Origin of the sequence: Candidatus Planktophila limnetica, assembly GCF_002288365.1 — a bacterium.
Taxonomy (GTDB): Bacteria; Actinomycetota; Actinomycetes; order Nanopelagicales; family Nanopelagicaceae; genus Planktophila; species Planktophila limnetica.
In genome coordinates this window covers 165,301-190,165 of sequence record NZ_CP016782.1, presented here as the reverse complement: position 1 = coordinate 190,165, position 24,865 = coordinate 165,301, and the positions used below count along the sequence as shown (strand labels likewise).

23 protein-coding genes and 2 tRNA genes are annotated in these 24,865 nt (G+C 44.6%); 3 read left to right on the top strand and 22 right to left on the bottom strand.

Annotated elements, in window-relative coordinates; all coding sequences use genetic code 11:
* Window positions 1-7 precede the first annotated feature (7 nt).
* The 9 genes from PHILAsVB114_RS01020 to mfd all read right to left on the bottom strand — a co-directional run bounded on the left by PHILAsVB114_RS01020 (window position 8) and on the right by mfd (window position 8,834).
* On the bottom strand, window positions 8-784 hold the full coding sequence (locus PHILAsVB114_RS01020; RefSeq protein WP_095697558.1) for a Bax inhibitor-1/YccA family protein: 777 nt from the start codon (window positions 782-784) through the stop codon (window positions 8-10).
* A 37-nt stretch (window positions 785-821) separates the two neighbouring features.
* A tRNA-Leu gene (locus PHILAsVB114_RS01015) sits at window positions 822-894 on the bottom strand.
* A gap of 88 nt (window positions 895-982) precedes the next feature.
* Window positions 983-1,897 carry a Ppx/GppA phosphatase family protein gene (locus tag PHILAsVB114_RS01010; protein ID WP_095697557.1) on the bottom strand — a complete coding sequence of 305 codons (915 nt, stop codon included), beginning with the start codon at window positions 1,895-1,897 and terminating at the stop codon, window positions 983-985.
* Window positions 1,894-2,397: a DUF501 domain-containing protein gene (locus tag PHILAsVB114_RS01005; RefSeq protein ID WP_236850895.1), complete on the bottom strand. Its 504-nt coding sequence runs from the start codon at window positions 2,395-2,397 to the stop codon at window positions 1,894-1,896. Before PHILAsVB114_RS01005 ends, PHILAsVB114_RS01010 begins: the two co-directional genes overlap by 4 nt.
* Window positions 2,394-2,801: an FtsB family cell division protein gene (locus tag PHILAsVB114_RS01000; protein ID WP_095698640.1), complete on the bottom strand. Its 408-nt coding sequence runs from the start codon at window positions 2,799-2,801 to the stop codon at window positions 2,394-2,396. Before PHILAsVB114_RS01000 ends, PHILAsVB114_RS01005 begins: the two co-directional genes overlap by 4 nt.
* A 3-nt stretch (window positions 2,802-2,804) precedes the next feature.
* Window positions 2,805-4,082, bottom strand: a complete 1,278-nt coding sequence (gene eno, locus PHILAsVB114_RS00995; RefSeq protein ID WP_095697556.1) for a phosphopyruvate hydratase — start codon at window positions 4,080-4,082, stop codon at window positions 2,805-2,807.
* Window positions 4,083-4,120: 38 nt separating this feature from the next.
* Window positions 4,121-4,765, bottom strand: coding sequence for a nucleoside triphosphate pyrophosphohydrolase (locus PHILAsVB114_RS00990; protein WP_095697555.1), 645 nt, complete (start codon window positions 4,763-4,765; stop codon window positions 4,121-4,123).
* 17 nt (window positions 4,766-4,782) lie between these two features.
* A complete protein-coding gene (locus PHILAsVB114_RS00985) occupies window positions 4,783-5,388 on the bottom strand; it encodes a hypothetical protein (protein WP_095697554.1) in 606 nt (201 codons plus the stop codon).
* A complete protein-coding gene (mfd, locus tag PHILAsVB114_RS00980) occupies window positions 5,385-8,834 on the bottom strand; it encodes a transcription-repair coupling factor (RefSeq protein WP_095697553.1) in 3,450 nt (1,149 codons plus the stop codon). The genes PHILAsVB114_RS00985 and mfd overlap by 4 nt, the downstream gene beginning before the upstream one ends.
* A 128-nt stretch (window positions 8,835-8,962) precedes the next feature.
* Here mfd and ppc point away from each other — a divergent pair, with 128 nt between their 5' ends.
* A complete protein-coding gene (ppc, locus tag PHILAsVB114_RS00975; RefSeq protein ID WP_095697552.1) occupies window positions 8,963-11,674 on the top strand; it encodes a phosphoenolpyruvate carboxylase in 2,712 nt (903 codons plus the stop codon).
* A 3-nt stretch (window positions 11,675-11,677) separates the two neighbouring features.
* On the opposite strand, the gene pth is transcribed toward ppc, so the two are convergent.
* The 5 genes from pth to PHILAsVB114_RS00950 all read right to left on the bottom strand — a co-directional run bounded on the left by pth (window position 11,678) and on the right by PHILAsVB114_RS00950 (window position 15,572).
* Complete coding sequence (gene pth, locus PHILAsVB114_RS00970) at window positions 11,678-12,253, bottom strand: aminoacyl-tRNA hydrolase (RefSeq protein ID WP_095697551.1); 576 nt, start codon at window positions 12,251-12,253, stop codon at window positions 11,678-11,680.
* A gap of 16 nt (window positions 12,254-12,269) precedes the next feature.
* The gene (locus tag PHILAsVB114_RS00965) at window positions 12,270-12,902 is read right to left on the bottom strand and encodes a 50S ribosomal protein L25/general stress protein Ctc (protein WP_095697550.1); all 633 of its coding nucleotides are present in this window, start codon (window positions 12,900-12,902) and stop codon (window positions 12,270-12,272) included.
* 150 nt (window positions 12,903-13,052) lie between these two features.
* A complete protein-coding gene (locus PHILAsVB114_RS00960) occupies window positions 13,053-14,033 on the bottom strand; it encodes a ribose-phosphate diphosphokinase (RefSeq protein WP_095697549.1) in 981 nt (326 codons plus the stop codon).
* Window positions 14,034-14,038: 5 nt separating this feature from the next.
* Window positions 14,039-15,499, bottom strand: coding sequence for a bifunctional UDP-N-acetylglucosamine diphosphorylase/glucosamine-1-phosphate N-acetyltransferase GlmU (gene glmU, locus PHILAsVB114_RS00955; protein WP_095697548.1), 1,461 nt, complete (start codon window positions 15,497-15,499; stop codon window positions 14,039-14,041).
* A gap of 1 nt (window position 15,500) precedes the next feature.
* Window positions 15,501-15,572, bottom strand: a tRNA-Gln gene (locus PHILAsVB114_RS00950).
* 95 nt (window positions 15,573-15,667) lie between these two features.
* Here PHILAsVB114_RS00950 and PHILAsVB114_RS00945 point away from each other — a divergent pair.
* Complete coding sequence (locus PHILAsVB114_RS00945; protein WP_095697547.1) at window positions 15,668-16,156, top strand: MarR family winged helix-turn-helix transcriptional regulator; 489 nt, start codon at window positions 15,668-15,670, stop codon at window positions 16,154-16,156.
* On the opposite strand, the gene PHILAsVB114_RS00940 is transcribed toward PHILAsVB114_RS00945, so the two are convergent.
* Genes PHILAsVB114_RS00940 through rsmI form a run of 5 tightly spaced genes read right to left on the bottom strand, consistent with a single transcriptional unit; the run spans window position 16,153 to window position 21,184 of the window.
* A complete protein-coding gene (locus PHILAsVB114_RS00940; RefSeq protein ID WP_095697546.1) occupies window positions 16,153-17,073 on the bottom strand; it encodes a 4-(cytidine 5'-diphospho)-2-C-methyl-D-erythritol kinase in 921 nt (306 codons plus the stop codon). The two genes, PHILAsVB114_RS00945 and PHILAsVB114_RS00940, sit on opposite strands and share 4 nt — an antisense overlap.
* Before the next feature lies 1 nt (window position 17,074).
* Complete coding sequence (gene rsmA / locus PHILAsVB114_RS00935) at window positions 17,075-17,908, bottom strand: 16S rRNA (adenine(1518)-N(6)/adenine(1519)-N(6))-dimethyltransferase RsmA (protein WP_095697545.1); 834 nt, start codon at window positions 17,906-17,908, stop codon at window positions 17,075-17,077.
* On the bottom strand, window positions 17,905-18,762 hold the full coding sequence (locus PHILAsVB114_RS00930) for a TatD family hydrolase (RefSeq protein ID WP_095697544.1): 858 nt from the start codon (window positions 18,760-18,762) through the stop codon (window positions 17,905-17,907). Before PHILAsVB114_RS00930 ends, rsmA begins: the two co-directional genes overlap by 4 nt.
* A gap of 5 nt (window positions 18,763-18,767) precedes the next feature.
* On the bottom strand, window positions 18,768-20,345 hold the full coding sequence (gene metG, locus PHILAsVB114_RS00925) for a methionine--tRNA ligase (RefSeq protein WP_095697543.1): 1,578 nt from the start codon (window positions 20,343-20,345) through the stop codon (window positions 18,768-18,770).
* Entirely contained in the window at window positions 20,342-21,184 is an 843-nt protein-coding gene (rsmI, locus tag PHILAsVB114_RS00920) for a 16S rRNA (cytidine(1402)-2'-O)-methyltransferase (RefSeq protein ID WP_095697542.1), read from the bottom strand. Before rsmI ends, metG begins: the two co-directional genes overlap by 4 nt.
* Window positions 21,185-21,226: 42 nt before the next feature.
* Here rsmI and PHILAsVB114_RS00915 point away from each other — a divergent pair, with 42 nt between their 5' ends.
* Entirely contained in the window at window positions 21,227-22,501 is a 1,275-nt protein-coding gene (locus tag PHILAsVB114_RS00915; RefSeq protein WP_095697541.1) for a dolichyl-phosphate-mannose--protein mannosyltransferase, read from the top strand.
* Between the two features lies 1 nt (window position 22,502).
* On the opposite strand, the gene PHILAsVB114_RS00910 is transcribed toward PHILAsVB114_RS00915, so the two are convergent.
* The 3 genes from PHILAsVB114_RS00910 to PHILAsVB114_RS00900 form a co-directional block, all read right to left on the bottom strand.
* Window positions 22,503-23,279 (bottom strand): hypothetical protein, encoded by a 777-nt coding sequence (locus PHILAsVB114_RS00910; protein ID WP_095697540.1) that lies wholly within the window; start codon window positions 23,277-23,279, stop codon window positions 22,503-22,505.
* Between the two features lie 70 nt (window positions 23,280-23,349).
* The gene (locus tag PHILAsVB114_RS00905; RefSeq protein WP_095697539.1) at window positions 23,350-23,934 is read right to left on the bottom strand and encodes a GNAT family N-acetyltransferase; all 585 of its coding nucleotides are present in this window, start codon (window positions 23,932-23,934) and stop codon (window positions 23,350-23,352) included.
* Window positions 23,935-24,846 (bottom strand): molybdopterin-binding protein, encoded by a 912-nt coding sequence (locus PHILAsVB114_RS00900; protein ID WP_095697538.1) that lies wholly within the window; start codon window positions 24,844-24,846, stop codon window positions 23,935-23,937.
* Between the last annotated feature and the right edge of the window lie 19 nt (window positions 24,847-24,865).

Here is a 24,865-nt window from a genome sequence, read left to right as displayed (position 1 = left end):
TTTGTATTTAGTCGCGACCACGCAAAATAGATAGAAGTCGCAAGATTTCCATATAGAGCCAGACGATTGTGACCATAAGTCCGAAGGCTGCTCGCCATGACTCTTGCTCTGGGGCTGCTGCTGCAACTCCCTTTTCAATCGCATCAAAATCTAAAATCAAGAAAAAGCTAGCAAGTGCAACGCCGGCAATAGCAATCATTGGACCGACACCTGAAATTCCAAAGAGTCCAAGTCCGCCACCCAGACCAGCGAATGAACCAATCATGCTGACAAGACCTAACAACAAATATCCCATTGCTGCGCCAATAAGCATCTTTGTAAACTTTGGTGTCACACGAATGCGTCCACTGCGATAAGCAACGAGCATGCCTACGAATGCACAAATTGTTCCCATAACTGCTTGTCCAGCAATTCCAGGATAAGCGCTGTTAAGAACGTGGCTGATTGCACCGAGTGCGATGCCCTGCACGCCAGCATAAGCAAGAATTAAAGCTGGTCGAATTGTTTTGCTAAATGTATTGACCATTGCAAGAGCGAAGCCTGCAAGAAGTGAAATGAGAACTACTCCACCACCAAGATTTAGTGTCCATGAAACTGCGCCTGCAGCAACTAAAACTGCAAGAAGCATTCCTGTGCGAGTAATAACATCATCCATTGTCATGCGACCAGTGCGTGCAGATGATGCCGCCGGCGCGTTATAGATTTCTTCAAGTTTATTTGGATCAACCGCTGCATAACCCGGATTTTTAAATGACCGGTTCAGTACTGGGTTTGAACTTTGCATAACTTGTGGCTCTCCTTTTTGTATTTGTAAGTGCTCGTGCCCCCGGTGGGGGTCGAACCCACACTGGAAGGATTTTAAGTCCTCTGCCTCTGCCATTGGGCTACAGGGGCCACGTTTTTTACAACGTAGGCAAATCTACCCGTTTTCCCAAGCGCAGAAACCACTTATAAAACAGGGAGTGCTCGGGGTTTATTCCCCTTAGTTTCTGGCCAAAGACCAGGCGATTCCGTCCAAAATATCAGATTCGGATGCCACAAATTCTGTGGCCCCTGTGGCCTTCATGATTTCTGAAAGAACAAGTGAACCAGCAGCGAACACATCAGCACGGCCCGGGTGTAAAAAACCAACATGAGATCTTTGCTCTGCATTCATTTTTTCAAATTTCAGTGCAACTAAGTGTGTCTGTTCAGCACTAACGCGGGCAAGGTGAATTAAGTGACGGTCGTATTGCTCGAGTTCTAATGCACTTGCTGCCACCGAAGTTGCAGTGCCAGCAACAGCAATAAGAGTTTTGGCTTTTGTAATTGGAACGATTGTTGCAGCTAACGCTATTGCTTCTTGAATGTCATTTCGAGTATTTTCGATTTCTTCAGATTTTGGTGGATCCGAGTGAATATTTCGCTCTGTCATTCGCACGCATCCAATGTTCACGCTCTTTGCGAATTCAACGTCAGAGTGCCCGAAAACAAACTCGGTAGATCCCCCACCGATATCAACGACTAAAAATGGTGCTTGATCTGCAGCAAACTCTTTTGTAGCGCCAATAAATGAGAGCTTTGCTTCTTCTTCTCCTGAAATAACTTCAGGTTCGATTCCTAGACGCTGCTTCACGCCATCTATAAATATCTCTCTATTTGTGGCATCGCGTGTGGCACTAGTTGCACAGAAACGAATCTTCTCTACTCCACGCTTTGAAATCTCTTGTGCAAATGAATCTACCGCCGCAAGGGTGCGTGCAATGGCATCTGGATGAAAAGCCTTGGTCTGGTCGACTCCCTGACCAAGTCGCACAATCTCCATTGTGCGATAAATTTCTCGAAAATTTGTTCCTTCAATATCTGCAATTAATAATCTAATTGAATTTGTTCCACAATCTATTGCTGCAACTCTCATGCATCCATCTCCGAATTACACGGATTTTCAATCCACCACTGTGGCAATTTACTTAACGCTTCATCTCCTAGGGGATTCACACCTGGGCCAGCACTGAGTGAGTGTGCAACGAGTGAGTGCAAACACTTCACACGATCAGGCATTCCACCCGCAGAAATACCTTCAACTTCATCAACAACTATTCCCAGGGCGTCGCGATCTGCTAAGTAAGCCTTATGTGCACTTGCATAAGCAGCAGCTAAATCAGCGTCAGTGGCTAAGCGATCATTCATCTCTGCCATTAATCCTGATGATTCAAGAGTAGAGATTGCACCGGTAAGTCGTGGACACGTTGCATAGTAGAAAGTTGGAAATGGTGTGCCATCACTGAGTCGCGGAGGCGTCTGCACAACTGCTGGCATTGAACATGGACACCTGTAACCAATTGCATGCACATCTCTTGGAGTGCGACCTAATTGAAATTGGATGCAATCAAGATCGCGGGATTGAACATCTTTCACTGATTTCGAGTTTCCGTAATCGATGCAATCATTCGCGCATACCAAGGTTGTCCATCTGGAATCTTGCTTGCAACGGTTGTGCCACTTTCTTCTGTGTACTGTCCCGCTGAATCAGTAACAATGTATTGACGCTCACCGGGTAGGACAAAGTGCAGACGTTCACGTGCCTGAGATTTAACATATTCGGGATCTCTCCACATTAATAACTCTTTGCGCGCCTGCTCGAGTGCTTCATTGTTACTTTCAACTTGTGATTTAAGCGCACTTATTTGAGCGCGTTGAGTGAAGTAATGCTTTATTGGTGGCGCAATAGTTAAAGCCATCAAAAAAAGAATGGTTGCAAGAGTTAGCACACGACTATTACCGCGTCGTTTATTAAAATTTAATCGACGACGTCGTGCCATCACTTATCCCTTAAATCGCGGGAAAGCCGCGCGACCTGCATAAACCGCAGCATCATCAAGTTCTTCTTCAATACGCAATAACTGGTTGTATTTAGCAACGCGTTCAGTGCGTGCTGGTGCACCAGTTTTAATCTGTCCGCAATTAGTTGCAACTGCAAGATCTGCAATTGTGGTGTCTTCGGTTTCACCTGAGCGGTGACTGAGCATGCTGCGGTAATCCGCACGATGTGCCATATCTACAGCATCGAGAGTTTCTGTGAGTGTTCCAATTTGATTGACCTTAACCAAAAGTGCGTTTGCAGTGTTGGAATCAATACCCTTTTTCAATCGAACTGGGTTCGTAACAAACAAGTCATCTCCAACAATTTGAACGCGTTTTCCGAGGGATTCAGTCATCAAAGCCCAGCCCGCCCAATCCTCTTCATCCAGTGGATCTTCAATAGAAACAAGTGGATAGGCGTCTACTAGAGAGGTGTAATAAGCAATCATTTCTTCAGAGGTTTTTGTTGAACCTTCAAATTTATATTTGCCATTTTCATGAAACTCTGTGGCCGCAACATCCATTGCAAGTCCGATTTCTTTTCCTGGCTTAAATCCAGCCAAAGTAATTGCTTCAATAATTAAGTCAAGGGCTGCGCGGTTGCTCTCTAGGTTTGGAGCAAAACCACCCTCATCGCCAACACTTGTTGCCAGTCCACGCTTTTTCAACACTGATTTAAGTGCGTGATAAATCTCTGCGCCCCAACGAAGTGATTCGCGAAATGTTTCTGCGCCAATTGGAGCAACCATAAACTCTTGAATATCTACATTTGTATCAGCGTGTGCTCCACCATTTAAAATATTCATCATTGGAACAGGCAAAAGGTGCGCGTCAGGTCCACCTAAATAACGAAATAGTGAAAGGTCGGCACTTTCTGCTTGTGCTTTTGCTACTGCAAGTGAGACACCGAGAATTGAATTAGCACCGAGACGTGATTTATTTGGTGTTCCATCTAGTGCGATCATTTCACTATCTACTAAGCGCTGATCTTGAGCATCTAATCCAATCACTGCAGCGGCAATTTCTCCATTAACGAATGCAACCGCTTTTTCAACGCCTTTTCCTAAATATCTTTTTCCACCATCACGAAGTTCAGATGCTTCAAAGGCACCAGTTGATGCACCACTTGGAACAGCAGCACGAGCTTGTGTTCCATCTTCTAATTGAATTTCAACTTCAACCGTTGGGTTTCCACGGGAATCAAGAATTTCACGAGCACCGAGTGCTTCAATAAGTGCCACTTAATTCTCCTCTAAATTCGTTGTTGCAATGCCTAATCCTACCGCGCCTCTTGCTGCGCAATCTCACGCATTATTTGCTTGCTCTGCATACGTAGCGCATCTTCAGGATCTATTCCGTTCTTGTGCGCCCATGAAATTACTGCAAGAAGTGCACTGCCAACAGATTCAGAAGTTGCCGGCAAACTCTCAGGATAGGTTGGCATGTCTATTTCTACGCCATATTTTTCTGCGCGATAGAGCAACTTATTGATTAAGGACAGAGCAGGTTGTGAGATTGCAACCCCATCTAATGCAGATGTGCGCCCCTTTTCCGCCGCTTTTATCTCTTCCCAATTCGCAACTACTTCATCGCTGCCACTTACTTTTGTATCTCCAAAGACATGTGGGTGTCTGCTGATGAGTTTTTCAGTAATTACCTTCGCCACATCTTCGATAGAAAATGGATCGGTTGGATGATCTTGTGCGATGCGAGAGTGGAAGTAAACCTGTAACAAAACATCGCCAAGTTCCTCGCGCATTCCACTGCGATCTGATTCAGCGACAGTGTCAATGAATTCATAGGACTCTTCAAGTAGGTACTTGATCAATGACTCATGAGTCTGCTCTGCATCCCAAGGGCAACCACCAGGTGAACGCAGTTGATCCATCACCTCAACTAAACGTTGCAAGTATGAAGTGCTCATACCGTCACCGCGGATTTTTACTTGTTAGAAGGAGTGACAGCAGATCCTGCTGAATCAGCAGGTACAACATCTGCAGTTGCAGAATCCCAGACTCCGAAGCGTGGATTAACTGTTACTTTTTTCTCATTGGCTGTATCAACCACTAATTTTTGAATAGCTGCACCAATTTGATCTTCAGCTACACCTGTTGCCTGCAACGCTTGACCTAATTTTTCAGCAATGATGATGCCTTGCAAGTATTGATCAAAATCTTTTGCAGCAATTCCAGCACCCACAAGGGCAGCTGGTAATCCTGTTGGTCCGCCGACTTGTTCTGTAATGCTTGCACGACGTGTATCAATCTCTGCCTTAGAAACAGTTATTTTAACTTTTGTTCCTATTTCGATTAATAACTCAGTCAGAATATGAAAGCGCATTTGTGCACGGTTAAGTTCTTCCCCGGTTGCCAATTGCATTTGTGAGGTGTCGACCGTATCTCGTTCAGCCATAATGTCATCGATGCTCGTTTGAACAGTTGCCTGAGCAATTTTGATTGATCCAACGGTGGCAGCTGAACTAACTTGCGAACAACCAGTGAGCAATAGAGCTGCTGAAACTGCCGCAATTGAAATAACTTTTTTCACGATGAACTGCCTTTCGACGTTGGTGCCAATTCGGTAACTACCTGTGTTACCCAAGCCAGAAGAGAAGTATCCACTATCGGAGCAGTACTTTCTGACGGATTCCACGCAGAGCTCTTGGGCAAAGCCACTAAAACCGTTGATGATGCCGATTTATAGAGTGATCCTGGATACAAGCGAGCCAATGTTATTTGTTTCGATTCAGGCAAACTTATGGGCGATAGTCGTACAAATTTTCCTTGGGCAACAACTTCGCGCAATGAAATGCTCTTTGCAAAAGCACGAAGTGCGGCAACACCTAGAAGCGTCTGTGCTTCTTGTGGAAGTGCACCGAAGCGATCCATCAACTCTTCTTCTATCGCATCAACATCTTCGCGGTTTCGAACATCTGCTAGTCGACGATAAAGATCTAAGCGCAAACGCTCACCCGTTACATAGGCAGCATCTAGATGAGCGTTAATTGGCAATTCCACTTTACATTCATGGTTTGGTTCTGAAGTTTCAATTATTCCAGATTTGTACTCATGTACTGCTTCACCAACCATGCGCATGTATAAATCAAACCCAACGTCAGCAATGTGACCTGATTGTTCACCACCTAGTAAATTTCCTGCTCCACGAATTTCAAGGTCCTTAAGTGCAACGCGCATACCTGCACCGAGTTCGGTGTTGGCAGCAATGGTTTTAAGTCGATCATGTGCTAACTCACTTAATGGTTGATCTGGTGGAAATAGGAAGTATGCGTAAGCACGTTCGCGTCCACGACCAACACGACCACGAAGTTGATGAAGCTGAGAGAGCCCAAAGAGATCAGCACGTTCCACAATCAACGTGTTGGCATTTGCGATATCTAAACCACTTTCAACAATTGTCGTACACACCAAAACATCGAAATCTCTATTCCAAAAAGCAAGAATCACATCTTCAAGTGCGCCTTCACTCATCTGACCGTGCGCGATACGAATACGTGCTTCAGGTACAAGTGTTTGTAGTTTTTGTGCCGCTTGATCAATTGATTCAACTCGATTGTGAATATAAAAAATCTGACCATCTCGCAACAACTCACGATGGATTGCAGCGGTTATTTGTGCATCATCGCGCGCTCCTACGTAAGTCAAAATTGGATGGCGCTCTTCCGGTGGAGTTGTAATCGTGGACATCTCACGAATACCTGTAACAGCCATCTCTAAGGTTCGAGGAATTGGCGTTGCGGACATCGCTAAAACATCCACGGTTGTGCGCAGTTTCTTAAGGGATTCTTTCTGTTCAACGCCAAAGCGTTGTTCTTCATCGACGACGACTAATCCTAAATCCTTAAAGCGCACATCATTAGAAAGAATTCGATGGGTGCCAACAACCACATCAAGGGCTCCGGCTTCCATACCTGCCAAAATTTCTTTGCTCTCCTTTGCGGTGTTAAATCGAGATAGTCCGGCGACCTTGATTGGAAATCCGGAATATCGCTCGATGAATGTCTTTGTATGTTGCTGCACAAGCAATGTAGTTGGAACCAAAACTGCAACTTGCTTACCATCTTGCACAGCTTTAAATGCAGCGCGGATTGCAATCTCAGTCTTTCCATATCCCACATCGCCACAAACAATTCGATCCATCGGGTATGGACGTTCCATATCTGCTTTAACTTCATTAATTGTTGAGAGCTGATCTGGAGTTTCGATATATGCAAAGGAATCTTCTAGTTCGCGTTGCCACGGCGTGTCAGGTGAGAATGCAAAACCAGGAGAAGAAGTGCGAGCGGCATATAAACGAATAAGTTCTCCAGCAATTTGACGCACAGCTTTACGCGCCCGACCCTTAGCCTTTTGCCATTCACCACTTCCGATTCGGTGAACAGTTGGAGTTTCACCACCCACATATTTACTTACTTGCTCGAGAGAATCTGTGGGAACAAAGATTCGATCTCCTGGTTGCCCGCGTTTGGCAGATGCGTATTCAAGAACCAGATATTCACGAGTTACTCCTGCAACACTTCTTGAAACTAATTCGATATATCTACCAATGCCGTGTTGTTCGTGCACAACAAAATCGCCTGCTTTTAATTCCAGTGGATCGATAGCAGTCTTACGCTTTGATGGCAGTTTTTCGGTGTTATTAATTGCACCTTTGCTGCCAGATAAATCTCGCTCACTAATGAAAAGAATCCGTGTAGATGGCACGCTAAAACCATAGGCAATTGTGGAGGTAACAACTCGAACAGATATTTCAGCACTTCTAAAAAGATTCGAATATCGCTCGTGCATTCCATGACCGTGAGCTGCAAAAATTAAAGTTTGCCCAGCATCTGCTGCGCTTCGAAACTCATCTACTAATCGCTCGGTATTGCCTCGCAAAGGATCAATCGCTTGTGCTTCTATGAACACTGACTCTTTATCCAAATCACTTCCGAAAACGTTAAAACTTCGTTGTTGCAATCCGTTTTTATCTATTTCTGCGTTCAACTCATCCCACTGCATATATGTGCCATCGCCACTGTGTAGTGGTGTCACACCACCGCTTGCAGCGTTAAGCCATGAAGCCAAATAAAACTCTTCATTCGTAGCTAGAAGATCTGCGGCTCTAGATCTAATTCTTTCTTCATCTATAAAAATTATTTCGGTATTCGATGGCATGCGATCTAAAATACTTTCAGTTGAATCAACCAAGAGCGGAATGAATGACTCCATTCCTTCTGATGCAATGCCCTCTGATAACTTTTCCAATATTTCAGATGCCTGTGGAAAATCGTTGATCAAGGCTCGTGCCTTGGCTTGCACTGCAGGAGTGAGTAGCAACTCGCGACATGGCAATATTTTTATACTGTCAGTAGCAACACCAGTTGTGCGTTGTCCTGCAACATCGAAGAAACTAATGTCTTCTATTTCATCACCAAAGAAATCAATACGAACGGGTTGATTTGCTAATGGAAGGAACACATCAACGATGCCACCGCGGACCGCAAATTCTCCACGACGTTCGACCAAATCAGTGCGTTGGTATGCCAGTTCTCCTAAATGATTAATCAGATCTTTGAGATCGCATTGCATGCCCACTGCTAATTGGCGCACTGGTGTTTGGGCTAGAGAATTGATTATTCGATGAATAAGTCCGCGCACTGGAGTAACGACAATCGGATTGTGGGCTTTGTTTTCCTTGAGTTTAATTAAGGTTGCGATGCGTTGTGCAACAGTGTCACTGCGAGGGCTTAAACGCTCGTGTGGCAAAGTTTCCCAGGCAGGAAATTCAAATACTTCATCATGTAATTCTCTGAGATCATTTACTAAATCTTCACTTGATCTGCTGGAGCTTGTGACAATTAAAAGTGGTCGCTCGGCTGCTCGAATTGATGCAAGAAATGGGTGCAATGAAGTCGGCGCAATGATGCGTTTTTTGGATTCAAGTGCATCGCAGATATGCGCATCTGCTGCAAGAACATCGCGGATAAGTTTCATTTGTGCCTCCTTATCTATTGCCGTATCAACTATTGAGAAAACGCCTTAGGCCCCAACTCCGTGGAACCGGAGGGGGCTTAATGGGGCAAGTCTAAGGCAGGTGAACCTGCCATGATTAGCCAGTGACTATGCAAGATTACGCAGCTGCCATCGGCAATGATGGCACTGGTTTGCGCGCCGATGTTCGAAAACTCGGTGACTTACTAGGTGAATCACTCGTTCGCCAAGAAGGACAAGATTTACTTGAATTAGTAGAAGCAGTTCGCAAGGCAGTTAAAGATGGTGGCGGAGACGAACTCTTATCAACTTTATCTATAGATCAATCCGTGCAACTCGTTCGTGCCTTTAGTACATATTTCAATTTAGCTAACGTTGCAGAACAAGTTCACCGTGCAAGAGTTCTAGCCGATGCCAGAGCACAAGGTGGATCTTGGATGGCAAAAGCAGTAGATAAAATCGCTGCCGCGCAAAGTGCCAAATTAGCCGGACATGAATTTTCAACAGAAGATGTAACGCGCTGGATTAATGAATTAATGGTGCGACCAGTATTTACTGCTCACCCAACTGAAGCTGCCAGACGTTCTTTGTTGAACAAATTAGGCCGGGTTGCAAAACTTCTCGATGAACCAAGTACTCCTGCGCAACGTACTCAATTAGCCGAAATTATCGACGTGTTATGGCAAACCGATGAACTACGTGTGGGGCGCCCAGAGCCACTAGATGAAGCGATGAATGCGCTGTATTACCTCGATGATTTGTTCAAATTAACAATTCCTGAAGTGCTTAGTGATTTTAAGAATGAAATCAAACGACTTGGGGTGGATCTACCACTCGATGCTCGTCCACTTTCATTCGGAAGTTGGATCGGTGGAGACCGTGATGGAAATCCAAACATCACCGCCTCGGTTACAGAGTCTGCAATGTTGTTACAAGTTGGTCATGCGATTCGAGTAACTATTGCAGCAATGGATGAATTGCGTCAGATGCTCTCTGTTTCAACCCGCATCACCGGTGTGAACAAAGCGCTATTAGATTCCGTGGAAGAAGATCTCAAACATATTCCAGAGTTTGAAGAGCGCTTTAAACGCTTAAATGTTCAAGAGCCATATCGTTTGAAAGCAACTGCAATTGTGCATCGTCTTGGTTTTACTCGTAATCGTCATGCATCGGGTGGCGCACACGTTGCGCATCGCGATTACAACAGCACCGCAGAACTATTGGCAGACCTTGCTTTGATGCGCGATTCATTACTGGAAAATCGCGGAGAACTTATGGCAACTGGATTACTTGAGCGAACAATGCGTACGGTTTCAGCCTTTGGTCTTACACATGCAACTCTTGATGTTCGTGAGCACTCTGATGCACATCACCACACACTCGCTTTTGCATTGGGTGATTCATATAAGAGCAAGAATCATCAAGAGCGTTTCGCTGTGCTTGCAAGTGAGCTTGCGTCATCAAAGAACTTAGATTTTGGGAAGTGTGATGAACGTGCTCAAAAAACCCTAGATACTTTTAATGCTATCTTTGAAATCGTTAAACGCTTTGGACCAGAATCCATTGAAACGTACATAGTTTCCATGACGAAGGGTTCTGATGATTTGTTAGCCGCAGTTGTTTTAGCTAAACAAACCGGACTTGTAAATCTATCTGCAAACACAGCGGTAATTGGTTTTGCTCCACTGCTTGAAACTGTTGCCGAATTGCGCGCGTCAGGTGAAATTCTGGAAACTTTGCTGAGTGATCCTGGATACAGAAAGATCGTAGAGCTTCGTGGAAATCTACAAGAAATTATGTTGGGTTATTCCGATTCAAATAAGGATGCGGGTATCGCAACTAGCCAGTGGGAAATTCACAGAGCACAACGCAAGTTGCGAGATGTCGCAATCAAGCACGGCGTTAAGTTACGACTATTTCATGGTCGCGGTGGCTCTGTTGGTCGCGGTGGTGGTCCAACCTATGACGCACTCGTTGCTCTGCCATGGGGATCAATTGATGGACAAATTAAAATGACTGAACAAGGCGAAGTCATTAGCGATAAGTACGCTTTGGCATCTCTTGCTCGCGAAAACATTGAGTTGATGCTTGCAGCATCCCTTGAAGCCACAGTTCTAAACCGCGCACCACGTCAAAGCCAAGAGAGTTTGGATAAGTGGAATTCATGCATGGAACTGATCAGTGAGAATTCTTTTACTCGCTACCGCTCCTTAATTGATCATCCAGATTTACCGGCTTATTTCTATGCATCAACTCCTGTTGAACAACTCGGTGAAATGATGTTGGGTTCTAGACCATCAAGACGTCCTGATGCCGCCGGCGGATTAGATAGTTTGCGCGCAATTCCGTGGGTATTTGGTTGGACTCAATCTCGCCAAATTGTTCCTGGTTGGTTTGGCGTTGGCAGCGGATTAAAAGCAGCACGTGAAGCGGGCAAATCAGATGTTATTCAAGAGATGCTGGCCAACTGGCACTTCTTCCACACATTTATTAGCAACGTTGAGATGACCTTAGCAAAGACTGATTTAGAGATGGCAAAGCGTTATGTCCAAGCACTTGTTCCAAAAGAGTTACATCACTTCTTAGATGTAATCGCAGAAGAGTTTAAATTAACCTGTGAAGAAATCCTTAAAGTAACTAAGAAAGACTCTCTCTTGGGAGATCAACCGATTTTGGCCCGTACTCTTCAGGTGCGCGATGCCTATCTTGCGCCTTTGCATCTACTTCAGGTCAATTTGCTCGAGCGGGTACGCGATCATGATGGTGAAGTTGATCCCATGTTGCAACGTGCTCTCTTGTTAACAATTAATGGCGTCGCAGCAGGCCTTCGAAATACAGGTTGATTCTTAGCTATTAAAGCGTGATTGCGTTTCTTCTAAGCCATTGGTAATTAAGGACTCAACCACATCACATCCACGATCTATAAATTCTGGCAGAGTTTTTTTCTCAGCGACAGAAAATGCCTTTAAGACAAAGTCTGCAGGATCTTGTGAACCCATAGGACGACCGATACCTAAGCGGACTCTGAAGTAATCAGCGCTACCGAAAGCCGATGTCATAGATTTCAGACCATTGTGACCATTATCGCCACCGGCTAGTTTTGAGCGAATTGTTGAATACGCAATATCTAATTCATCATGTAAGGCGATTATGTGATCAGGTTCTACTTTATAAAAAGATGCCAGCGCCTTTGCAGGTCCACCAGTTTCATTCATATAACTCTTTGATTTTGCAATGATTACTGATTGTGCATTCTCGCCCACACCAATTTTGAAAGCAGCAACATCATTGCGTGATTTATGTGAAGACCATTTAACTTTATAACGTTTGGCTAGCTCGTCAACAACCATCTGGCCAACGTTGTGGCGAGTTGCTGCATACTCTGGACCCGGATTACCGAGTCCAATTACTAACCAAACCATGACTAAAGGTTAGTGGTTAAGCATCCTTCTTCTCAGCAGAAGCATCTGCTGCAGGTGCGCCTTCAGCTGGAGCAGCAGCATCTGCTGCAGGAACAACAACTTCTTCAACTGCTGTTGAACGCTCTGATAGGTGAACCACGATCATCTTAGGATCAGAAATTAGTACTACTCCTGCTGGAAGAACTACATCTGCTGCGTACTTAGATGTACCCGCAACCAAACCTGCAATATCGAGGTCAAGGTGAGAAGGAATAGAAGTTGCTTCTGTCTCAACTTCAATTGTGTTGTTAACGTGCTCAAGAATTCCATCGCGATCGTATTCACCAGTTGCGTGAACTGGAACAGATACAACAACTTTTTCACCACGACGAACAATGACTAGGTCAATGTGATCAAGAGTTAATTTGATTGGATGGCGAACAATTGCTTTAGGAAGTGTGAGTTCAGTTTTGCCATCTACAACAATGTCTAGAAGTACGTTTGAAGTTTTAAGTGCAACGCCTAATTCGCGTGCTGGAAGAGTGATGTGAGATGGCTTCTCTCCGTGACCATAGATCACAGCTGGAACTAATCCATCGCGACGTGCACGACGTGATGCGCCTTTACCGAATTCAGTACGACGAATTCCGTTGATGGTGATCTCAGCCATTTTAATTTCTCCCTGTTAGGTAAAACTTTCGGTTACTTCACAAAAGTCCCAGCAGGAGCATTTACCTGCACCGTCGATAACGGAAGTTAAAAACCCTCGCCGGAACGAGGTAAAGATTAGCGAAGGATTATCTGCTCTGGCAAATCGCGCTTATGAATGGCCATCAAAGAGGCTGGTAACAGATCCATCTTCGAAGACCTCTCGGATTGCGCGACCAAGAAGCGGTGCAATCGAGAGAACTGTGAGGTTATCGAATTTTTGCTCCTCTGTTATTGGCAGAGTATTAGTGACAACGACTTCACTTGCGCGAGAATTTCTCAGTCTTTCAATTGCAGGTCCTGAAAGAACTGCGTGAGTTGCTGCAATGATGACTTCTTTAGCACCTGCTTCAAAGAGTGCGTCCACTGCTTTAGTAATTGTGCCCGCAGTATCGATCATGTCATCAATTACAACGCAGGTTTGACCTTCAACATCTCCGACGACACGTCCGACGATTGATTCATTTGGAATGCGTGGATCACGGGTTTTGTGAATAAAAGCGATTGGACATCCACCGAGTAAATCAGACCAACGTTCTGCCACGCGAACTCGTCCAGAGTCTGGAGAAACAATTGTTAGTCGTGAGCGATCAACTTTAGATCCAACGTAATCTGCAAGCATTGGAAGTGCGAATAAGTGATCCACTGGTCCGTCAAAGAAACCTTGAATTTGTGATGTGTGAAGATCTACAACCATCAATCGATCGGCGCCAGCTGCCTTAAATAAATCTGCCATCAATCGCGCAGAAATAGGTTCGCGTCCGCGGTGCTTCTTATCCTGACGTGCGTAACCATAAAAAGGTGCGACAACTGTGATTCGTTTTGCGGATGCGCGCTTGAGTGCATCAACCATGATGAGTTGTTCCATGATTTGTTTATTTACTGGAGCAGAGTGAGACTGCAATACGAATGCATCGCATCCACGAACACTCTCTTCGAAGCGAACAAATATTTCGCCATTTGCAAAGTCATAAGCAGACGTTGGTGTAATTGGAACACCGAGTTCTTGTGCGACTGCTTCTGCTAACTCCGGAAATCCGCGGCCTGAAAATAGTCTTAACCGTTTTTCAGATGCTAGCCGGAGTTCGCTCATGGGGCTTAGCCTCTCTTATGTCCGTTTTCACTGCCAGCGTGACGCGCAGCAGCTTCGGCAGATTTTGTGCCAGAACGTTTACGCAAGACCCAGCCTAAGACATTTCGCTGGCGTGATCTACCAACTCCAATTGCTCCAGGTGGGACATCTTCAGAAATTACAGAACCCGCTGCTGTGTATGCCCCATCACCAATTGTCACTGGTGCAATCAACATCGAATCGCTTCCGATTCGGACATGATCTCCAACGATAGTTTCATGCTTTTCCACGCCATCGTAATTAACAAAGACTGTTGCAGCCCCGATATTGGTGCCTTCACCAATTTTTGCATCCCCCACATATGAAAGATGTGGAACTTTTGAGCCATCGCCCACTGTTGAATTCTTGATTTCAACAAAGGCACCTGCTTTTGATCCGCTGCCAAGTTTTGTCCCTTTACGTAAGTATGAATAAGGGCCAACCTGCGCATCTTTCCCAATAACTGCTTCATGGCAATTAGATTCGACAACACGAGCGCCTTCAAGGACTGTGCAGGATTCCAGTGTTGTGCGTGGGCCAATAATGGCGCCAGATTTAATAGTTGTATTTCCAAGTATTGCTGTTCCTGGATAAATAGTTACATCACTTTCAATAGTGGCAGTTGCATCAATCCACGTTGTTGTTGGATCTGTAATTGTCACCCCAGCTCGCATGAGGTCGCTATTAATTCGATCGCGTAAATATGCTCCACTTTCAGCTAGCTGTTCGCGATCGTTAACACCAAGAGTTTCGACGTAATCATCGATAAGGGCGGCTGCGACTTCCCCACCTGCTTGGCGCATGATCTCTAGAACATCAGTTAAATAGAGTTCGCCTTGAGAATTATTTGCCGTGAGCTTTGTTATTGCCGAAGCGAGTAACGCTCCATCGAAGATATAAACCCCAGAATTTACTTCAAAGATTATTTTGTCAGCATCCGTTGCATCTTTTTCTTCTACGATGCGAAGAAGTGAGCCATCATCGGCTCGAATAATTCGGCCATACCCGGTGGGATCTGGATGCTCTGCTGTCATAACAGATGCACTAAACCCACCGTTGTGGTGAAATGAAATAAGTTGTGAAAGTGATTGTGTTGTGAGCAGTGGAGTATCTCCAGCTAATACAAGTACAGAGCCTTTTGGTGAAATTCCAGCGAGCGCCAGTTGTGTTGCATGCCCCGTGCCGCCGCGCTTTTCTTGAAACACAGTTACGGCTTTCGGCGAAATTGCTGCAATATGTTCTTCAACTTTTTCACGTCCTGAACCAACGACGACTCTTATCTGTTGAGGAGATAAACCTTGTACTGCGTGTAAAACATGTCCGACTAATGTGCGACCAGCAACTTCATGTAAAACTTTTGGCAGCGAAGATTTCATACGCGTTCCTTCGCCGGCGGCAAGGATAATCGCGCACTCAAGTGATGAGTCTGTGCCCTTTGGTGGCGTCATGCTCCGCCACCAGGTATCGATCCTGGACCCTGGGCTTCAAAGGCCCATGTGCTAGCCACTACACAATGGCGGAACCCATATTCTCCCTTATCCGCACCAGTACTTTCGACCACTAAAGTTGCCTCACGCGAGAAATTTTAATAAATACTTTTAGAAAGTGGGGCGAAAATGCGTGATGAAGTAGATCGCCTCATCGCCGCTTGGAAGGCACAGCGTCCAGATCTGGATTTATCACCACTTGGAGTCCTCAGCCGTATCACTCGAATTTCTCGACACTTAGATATTGAAAGACGTAATGCATTCGCTGATTTAGATACATGGGGCTTTGATGTATTAGCTTCACTTCGTCGCGCAGGTGCGCCATATCAACTTTCACCGAGTCAACTCATGCAAGAAACTTTGGTGACAAGCGGAACGATGACAAATCGATTAGACCGCCTTGAAGAGTTAGAACTTATTACTCGAAAGCAAGATCCCGCAGATGGTCGCGGTTCACTGGTAACTCTGACAAAAGCAGGCGTGCGAGCAGTAGATGCTGCAATGGAAGAACTCTTAGATCGCGAAAGAAACTTTTTAGCCCCATTAACAAGTGATGAAAAGAAAGAACTTGCTCGATTGCTCAGCGTTATTGCTGCTCAATTTGAAGATGAAATTTAATGTGACTCAATAACTTTGGCTCCATGAACTGGGCCAAACGCTCGTGTAACACTTCCGACAACACCGGATGCACTGAGCGCAACTGCTAAATCCAAACCATGTTCTTCATCTGATACCAAGAATGCAACTGTTGGACCAGACCCAGAAACAATTGCACCGAGTGCTCCATATTCTTGTCCGACATCTAGAATTAAACGAAGTGCAGGTCGAAGAGAACACGCAGCAGGTTGTAAATCATTTACTAGTAAATTTCCAACACCTTTTGGATCAGCGGCTAAGAGTGCTTGCATCAGCGCATCACTAATTTGTGGCTCACTGATATCTAATCCTTGGCGTAATCGATCACACTCGCTGTAAATCGCTGGCGTTGAAAGTCCAACGCTAGAAAGTGCTAAAACCCAGTGATAAGTGCCGCGCGAAAGTGCTGCAGTAAGTTGATCGCCCCTGCCTTGTCCAATTGCAGTACCGCCACTGAGAAGAAATGGAACATCGCTTCCTAACTGCGCTGCAATCTCATGCATCTCATCTCGTGTCATGTCTAAGTTATATAACTCATCTATTGCAACGATGGCCGCAGCCGCATCAGCGCTACCGCCTGCCATTCCACCTGCAACAGGGATAGATTTCTTAACTTCTATGTGGGCGTCAATATCTATTTCAAACTTTTGCGCAATAAGTTCGGCGGCTTGCACGACTAAATTTGTGGCATCTGTTGGAACGCCATGAGTCTGATCCCCAGTAATAGTTAGATGAATACCTGATCCTGGCTCAGCAATTTTTATAATCACATCATCAAAAATTGAGATTGCTTGAAAGACAGTTACGAGCTGGTGATATCCATCTAATTCGCGTGGGCCAACCGATAGTTGCAAGTTAACTTTTGCAGGCACTCTTACGGTCACAGATCGAATTGGCACGTTAAAACCCTAATCGTGCAATTGTACAAAAATCATTAACTAAGAGTGATTCGCCTCTAAGTGTCGGATCGATTCCTGCTTTATTTAGAACTTCTTCTGCCGCCCCTGAGGAACCGTAAATACTCGAAAGAGCTGAGCGCAACATTTTCCTGCGTTGAGCAAAGGCAGCATCAATTAAAATGAAAACTTTCTTTCGTAACTCCTCATCACCCAATGGTTGGTGGCGCGTAAATGAAACTAACTTTGAATCAACACCTGGCACTGGCCAAAAAACTGAACGCGAAATCGACCCTGCGCCACCGAGATCTGCCCACCACGCGGCTTTAACAGAAGGTATTCCATATTCTTTTGTCCCAGGCTTTGCGGCTAATCGATCTGCCACTTCTGCCTGCACCATAACAACACCGGATTTAAGTGTTGGAAATATTTCTAACATACGTAGCAAGACAGGAACTGAAACGTTGTAAGGCAAATTAGCCACTAGAACTGTTGGCGATTCAGGAAGTGATTGAAGTTGCAATGCATCCTGATGAATAACTCTAAACGCCGCAGTACTTTGATTATGCGTTTCAACAGTTTGTGGCAATCGGGTCGCTAAACGTTCATCAATTTCAACTGCGATAACTGATTTAGCTTCTTCAAGTAGGGCAAGGGTGAGTGAACCCAATCCAGGTCCAATTTCTAGAGCAACATCAGAACTTGTCACGCCAGCGATGCGAACTATTTTTCTGCAGACATTGGCATCAATCACAAAGTTTTGCCCGAGTGATTTAGCAGGTTTAATTCCTAGTTCTTCTGCTAACTCACGAATTTGTGCTGCACCGAGCAGTGTCATACGAATGAACCAAAAATACGTTCTGCATTATTGCTAAGAGTTGTGGCGAGTTCGGCATCGCTAACATTTCTCTCATCAGCCATAGCTCTAACAATATTTGCAATCTGCGCAGGTGTATTTAAGGCCCCGCGGTGTGGTGATGGAGCTAAGAATGGCGAATCTGTTTCAACCAATAATTGATCTGCAGGCACAATCTTTACTGCTTCACGCAATTGCGGCGCGTTCTTAAATGTTACGGTGCCTGCAAAGGAGAGTATGTAGCCACGCTCTATACAAATTTTTGCCATCTCTAAATCACCTGAAAAACAGTGAAAAATTGTTTGTTCCGGTGCACCAACTTCAAGTAATACAGAGAGCACATCATCGTGTGAGTCACGATCGTGGATGACAAGTGCTTTCTTATGTTTTTTAGCTAATTCAATATGCCACTTAAAAGATTCTTGTTGTCTCTTACGCAACTCCGGTGGAGTGCGAAAATAATCTAATCCTGTTTCACCAATTGCTCTTACACGCGGATGCTCAGCAAGCTTTGCAATGATTGACCAATCGTGTTCTAGGTCTTTTACAACAGGTGCTTCGTTGGGATGCAGTGCAACAGCTGCAAGAACTCTGCCTTTCCAATGATCGGCTGCGTCCACACACCACTGTGATTGCTCTGCTGAATAACCCACTTGAACTACGCGATCGACGCCTGCATCTCGTGCGTCATCTAATACTTTTCGCACCTCTTCTGAATCAGGAGCTGCGTTAGTAACAATTTCTAAGTGAGCATGTGCATCAACAGTTGGGACTAATAATGGTTCAGGTCGTGGTGCAAGAGTGCGATCGAGGTCGCGGTTATGACGATCTGCCACAGGTGTTACTCAGCAGATTCAAGACGTGGAAATAGCACTGGAGTTTTCGTAACGCGAGCACCGGCTGGTAACTGACCCCATGTGGCAACTGATGAAATCTTTTGTGAGGAAAGAGAACCGAGCGCATCTGGTGCGCCAAGACTTTGCCACAAAATCTCACACGTTGTTGGCATTACAGAATTAAGGAGAACAGCTAATGCGCGTAATGACTCTGCCGTGTTGTAGAGAACTTCTTCGAGAACAACTTTATTTGCAGGATCTTTTGCAAGAATCCACGGTTCTTTTTCTGTCACATAACCATTTACTCGCTTACAAAAATCCATAATTGCGTTAATTCCACCTTGGAAATCAAGGGCGCACATTGCTTGATCTGCCTTTGAAACCGTTTGAGATAGCGCTTCCTCAAGTGTTTTATCATGAGCAACTTGTGGGAGCGTTCCATCGCAATATTTCTCAATCATTGCAGCAAGGCGTGAAGCTAGGTTTCCAAAATCATTAGCTAATTCGCTTGTATAACGAGCGCTCATGTCTTCCCATGAAAATGATCCATCGCTTCCAAATGGAATTGCACGCAAGAAGTAATACCTGAATGCATCCACACCAAAGTGATTTGTAATATCACTTGGAGCAATACCGGTCAGCTTGCTCTTGCTCATCTTTTCGCCACCGACAAGTAACCATCCGTGTGCAAAAACCTTCTTCGGAACTGCAAGTCCTGCAGCCATTAACATCGCTGGCCAAATAACTGCGTGAAAACGCAAAATATCTTTTCCTACAAGATGAACATCTGCGGGCCATGTTTGTGCAAACTTCTTGCCACCATCGGAATCTGGTTCATCTGTTAGTCCAACAGCGGTTGCATAATTTAGAAGTGCATCAAACCAAACGTAGACAACTTGTTTGGTATCCCACGGAACTGGAATTCCCCAATCAAATGTGGACCTAGAAATTGAAAGATCGGAAACTCCGCCTTCAAGGAAAGAAACAACCTCATTACGCGCACTCTCTGGTTGGCATGCATCTGGGTTTTTCTTGTAGTGATCAAGAAGTGGTTGGGTAAAATCTGATAATTTGAAGAACCAATTCTCTTCATTAACAAGCTCAACAGGCTTGCTGTGAATCGGACAGAGTTTTTCACCATTTGAATCAATGAGATCGCCCGGTAATTTAAACTCTTCGAACCCAACGCAATATGGGCCTTCATATTTTCCAGAGTAAATGTGTCCTGAATCCTTTAATCCTTGTAAAAATTTCTGTACGCGCTCTGTATGTCGCTTTTCAGTGGTGCGAATAAAGTCATCATTTGCAATATTGAGTGCTTCCCAATTCGGCTTCCAAGCATCCGCTACTAAACGATCTACCCACGCTTGTGGAGCAGTGTTGTTTTGTTCTGCTGTGCGCATGACTTTTTGCCCATGTTCATCAGTGCCGGTTAAGAACCAGACTGATTCACCGCGTTGACGATGCCAACGCGTAAGAACATCTCCGGCAACAGTTGTGTATGCGTGACCAATATGTGGCGCATCATTTACATAGTAAATAGGTGTAGTGAGATAGAAGGATTTATCGCTCACGTTGCTCATTTGCCTATCTTATTAGCATCTACAACTGCGGCATAAACTGAACGCTTAGGAAGTGAGAATTCCTCAGCCACTGCAGCGATAGCGCCCTTGCGATCCATACCTGCTGATTCAAACTCTTGAACTCGCGCAACCATTGCATCAGTCGTTACTGATTTTGCATCTAATTCGGCTCCACTAATTACTAATGTAATTTCACCAAGAACTTCGTTTTTCTGACTCCACTCCAATAGTGTGGCTAAATCCCCACGTATTGTCTGCTCATAATGTTTGGTCATTTCCCGACAGATTGCCGCTTTTCGATTAGACCCAAATGATGCAACTGCATCGGCTAGGGATTCTTCAAGGCGATGCGGTGCTTCAAAAAACACAAGAGTGCGCTCATCAAATCGCAAAGATTCATAAAACTTTTGACGGGCTCCTGATGTTCGAGGTGGAAAACCATCAAAGGAAAATCGATCTGTTGGTAAGCCCGATAGAGCAACCGCCATTGTTACAGCAGATGGACCTGGCAGAACTTGAACAACAATATTTTCTGCAGAAGCATCCCGGGCTAATCTAAATCCAGGATCACTGATTGTTGGCATGCCTGCATCACTAACAACTAAAACATTTTTCCCAATTCTTAGTAATTCAAGAATTTCTTGCGTTCGCGCATCTTCATTTCCATCAAAGAAAGAAATAACTTTGCCAACAAAAGTTACGCCAAGATCTGATGCCAATCTATGGAAGCGACGTGAATCTTCGGCAGCTATGACATCGGCAGTTGCAATTGCATCCATTAATCGAGCAGAAGCATCCTTGGGATTACCAAGTGGAGTTGCAGCCAAGATGAGAGCCATGGCGTAATCATCTCAGTAATTGGCCTCGGATACGCTATCCCTATGATTGCAAGCATTGCACCAGTTCTCATAGCAATCGCTTCATTTTTCCTACGGGTAATTAATCTAGGTAATCCAAAGGGCTTTGTTTTTGATGAGCTTTACTACGTTGATGGTGCACGAGACTTTCTAAAATATGGCGTAGAGGTTGCCGGATCTAAACCGGAGTTCGTTGTGCATCCTCCAGTTGGAAAATGGTGCATAGCCCTTGGAATAAAAATCTTTGGTGATAACGAATTTGGTTGGCGAATTGCCGTGGCAATTGCCGGAACGCTAATTATTTTGATTGCAGCGCGTTTAGCGCACGAACTCTTCCGCTCACCATTTTTAACTGCTGTCACAGCTGCGCTTCTGGCTTTTGATGGCTTGCTGCTAGTTCATTCTCGTACAGCATTGCTGGATCTATTTCTTACATTATTTATCTTAACTGCAGCATATTTTTGGTTCAGGCAACAGTATTGGTTTGCAAGTATCTTCTTCGGTCTAGCAATTGCTACTAAGTGGAGTGCGCTTTATTTTATATTCTTATTTGGTTTGGTAACTCTTTACAGACTGTACCGAGAAAATCCTGAACGAGAATTACTGCGCACACTTGCAACGCGCGTTCTTCAATTTGCGATTTTGCCCATCGGGATTTATCTCACTTCCTGGATTGGTTGGTTTGCTAGCAATCGTGGTTGGGATCGCACTTATGCATCTAATCCGTTTAGTTCCCTTATTTACTATCACAAGCAAATGTTGGATTTTCATACTTCACTAATTGAAAAACACGCCTACCAAGCAAACCCTTGGGGTTGGTTAATCATGCGTAGACCAACTTCATTTTTTTATGAATCCCCAACAGGTTGTGGGAGTAAGAGTTGTGCGCAAGAAGTCTTGGCTTTGGGCACACCGGTTCTTTGGTGGAGCGCAACGATTGCATTAGTAGTACTCATCGGATTGTGGGCCTGGCAGTTCTATCATCGCAACGTTGATAGCAAATTAACATTCATTTTACTTGGAGTTATTGCGGGTTATCTGCCCTGGTTCTTCTTTCAAAAGCGCACCGTATTTAGTTTTTATGCCATTGTCTTTGAGCCGTTTTTGATTCTGGCACTCGTTTACTGTGCAAAGCTATTTATAGATCGCAGTAAAAACCCCGCAAATGCCCAAGTAATAATCCTTGGTTTTGTTGCTGTGGTTTTCCTTAATTTTATTTACTTTTTGCCTCTTTATTTAGGCGAAGTAATCACATATGCACAGTGGCATATGCGAATGTGGTTTGCGTCCTGGATTTAGATTATTCGTTTGCCGCACGCGAGCGATTGAGTTTTTCAACCGCTTGCTCTGCCAGGTCTTGATCAAATACTTGATCACGTGAAGGAGTAGCTGCTGCGAGTGCTTCGCGAGCCAAGCGCTCTTGATCATCACTCCACTGACCAGGAGTTGTTAAGTCAATCGTTCTTCGCGGTGTTACGGCCTTAGGAGCATTTACATATGTTGGAACTGGAACTTCATTTGGTTGCCACGCGCCACGATTTTCAGCCGAGCCTTTTGGCAAAATTACAACGCCAGATAATTCACGTTCTGAAAGAGGAATCCAATGTTCTTTTTGAGTCACATTGCTAACAACTTCAGAGAGATTTGTACCTGATGTACCAGATTGACCTTTTTGTAGGTTTCTTATTCGTCGTTTATACAACTTCTCACTAATTGTTTGTCGCCTTACGTGGGCAACGTAAATGATTATTCCAGTTAGTGGAATAAGTGCAAAAGTAATTTTCATTGAATTCATTAGACCACCGACAATTGTTGTGAGGAGTGAAATAATTAGGATTGCAAAAGTTATTCTTCTTTGCATAAGTCTTTGTGCAACTTTAGCTTCGTGATCTAAATCTGTATGAATTACTCCAGATCCAGAACTTCCACCTGGCGAACTATTTGCTACAACGCGAAGTGCGCTTTTGTAACGTTCAATTGATTTTCCTGAAAATTCATTTCTGTCATGAACCCAGCGAGGCAAGAAATAGGCAACCCACATTCCGATGATTGCCACATAAATGAGTCCTGAAGCCATGATGTATAAAGATAGAGGGAGATATCGGACCTATCGGGTATTTCAGTGCCGATTTCGCTCTGCTTTTTATTTACTTAATTAATGGGTTTTCTTTTACGAATGAAAGATGATCTCGCCAATCCCCATCAATATGTAAGTATCGAGAGCGCTCTCCTTCAAATACATATCCAGCTTTCTCGGCAACCCTACGAGATGCTGCATTTTCAGGGCGAAGATTAATTTCTATTCGATGAAGTGCTAGGACTGAAAAGCCATATTCGGTCATTAAGTTAACAGCTTCGGTTGTATATCCCCGTCCTGCGTATTCACGGTCAATCCAATATCCAATATGGGCACCGCGTAGTGCGCCAAGAATGATGCCTCCCATAGATATTTGTCCGATTAAATTATTTTGATGCCACATTGCAAATGAAATGGATCGGCCATCTCGTGATTCTCGATTAAGGGTTCGAACCAACCGGAAAAAAGATGGAAGTTCTTTTTGTAATGATTCAGGGTCACTTCCTGGAGTAAATGGAAGAGTTGCTTCCCAGGGCGATAGCCATTCACGATTATGCGCACGAACTTCAAGCCATTTTTTTCTATCTCTAAATCGAAGAGGCTTTAGGTGAATTTCTGTACCGTGAAGTGTTACTGGCCAAGAATGATCGCGCATTTAAATGTATCGCCGTTCGAGCACCACAACGTTCACAGATGCACCTGCCGAAATTTTTTCATCCTTCTCGCTCAGTGCAATAAAAGAGTTTGCATCTGAAAGCGTAGAAATTTCATCTTGAATATCTAATGCCCGCACAGAGCTGGCATCTTCAGAGAGTATCGCTCGAACATACGAACGAGTACCTGGAGTTGAAGTGATTGCTTTTTCTAGTTTTGCTTTTACTGATGGACGATGAATTGTTGAGGCTCCGAGCATTGTGCGAATCATTGGACGAACAAAGAGTTCGAAAGAGATATATGCATTAATTGGATCCCCGGGCAGTGTCACCACAGGAGTTTTGTCGGGTCCGATCTGACCGAAATTATGGCGTCCACTATTTTCAATTGCTAGATCAAGAGTTGTTATCTCACCCATTTTTTGCAGGGTTCGGGTTATGAGATCAAATGAATCATCGTTGCGTTCACCGCTAATAACTATTAGATCTGCGCGTACTAATTGATCTTCGATTACGCCTAATAATTCTTCCTCATCATCTGGAATTGAGTGCACTCGATAGCCAATTGCACCCACTTCGCGAACGGCTGTTGTGAGTAACCAAGAATTAGTCTCAAACTCTTCGTCGGCTTTAAGTTTTTGTCCTGGCTCTACCAAATCTGGTCCTGCCGACAAAATTACAACGCGTGGATGAGGTCTTGTAGGTAAGTGATCAAGGCCAATTGATGCTGCCAATCCAATCTGCGTGGAGCGGATTCGGCTATTGGCTCGTAGAACTAATCTTTCGCCAGCATAAATATCTTGCGCCAGTGTTGCACCGTGCGCATCTAATAACGGTAAATCAAGTGGCTCAAGTGGGTGACAAATTCCCAGTAATGAACTGAGGAACTCATCTACGCGCATTTGCTCTGCCATAATCACACCATACTTGTAG